Source organism: Phytoactinopolyspora endophytica, assembly GCF_004138495.1.
Classification (GTDB): Bacteria; Actinomycetota; Actinomycetes; order Jiangellales; family Jiangellaceae; genus Phytoactinopolyspora; species Phytoactinopolyspora endophytica.
The window spans coordinates 108,774-109,565 of sequence record NZ_ML142862.1 but is presented as its reverse complement, the minus strand read 5'-3'; the positions used below and the strand labels follow the sequence as shown (position 1 = coordinate 109,565).

Genomic DNA, 792 nt, shown 5'->3' with positions numbered 1-792 from the left:
CTCCGCCTACCACTGTGACGTCGGGCCGGGCTGCCTTGACCGTCTCGTATGACCGCTTCAGGATGCCGAAATAGCAATCCGGGGTGCTGTCGCAGTCGCCGTCGAAGCCCCCAACGCTACGGTCGCCAAAGGTGTCGATGTTGGGTTCGTTGTAGATCTGCACCCACTCGGTTTCGGCGGTGAACTGATCCATCATGGCGGCCGTGAAGTTCGCGAGTCCTTGCTGGCCTTCGGGGGTGTACGGGGTCGCGAACCTGTCGTAGTGCCTGTTCTCGAGTCCGGACAAGGGGAGCCAGTTCAGGTCGTTGTTCATCAGGGCGTTGACGTAGGGCGCACCGGGAACCCCCGCCCGCTGGAATTCGTATTGGCCGGGCTCGGGCTCGGACCACCGCCAGTACAGGCCTTCACGGACGCTCTTCGCGCCGGCCTTGACGACCAGCGGCAGCGACTCTCCGGTTGGGTCGTCCCAGTTCTTCTTCATGAAGTGACCTTGGATGCCGAACGGCGAGTCGTCGACCGCGGCGAAGTTGTACGCCGACAAGAGCGCGAATGTCGTTTGCAGCGTGGAGACGACCTGACCGTCTTGGCTGGCTGTCAGGTCGAGTTCGTAGTAGCCCACCCTCGGGACCGGAAGATCCAGCCGCAGCCGGCCGTCGATGACCTCCGATCCGCTTGCCACCTGGGTGCCCCAGAAATTGGTCACCGCCCAGGTCACGTGATCGGCGGTGGAAAGAACGTCGATCTGCGGCTGCTGGGCACCGACGAAGACGTTGCCGGCCCTGACCTGCCGGA

The 792-nt window shown here is 63.6% G+C and carries 1 pseudogene; it reads right to left on the bottom strand.

Features of this window, described 5'->3' with window-relative positions:
* A pseudogene (locus tag ELR45_RS38890) lies at positions 1–792 on the bottom strand (sugar-binding protein); the annotation flags it as partial.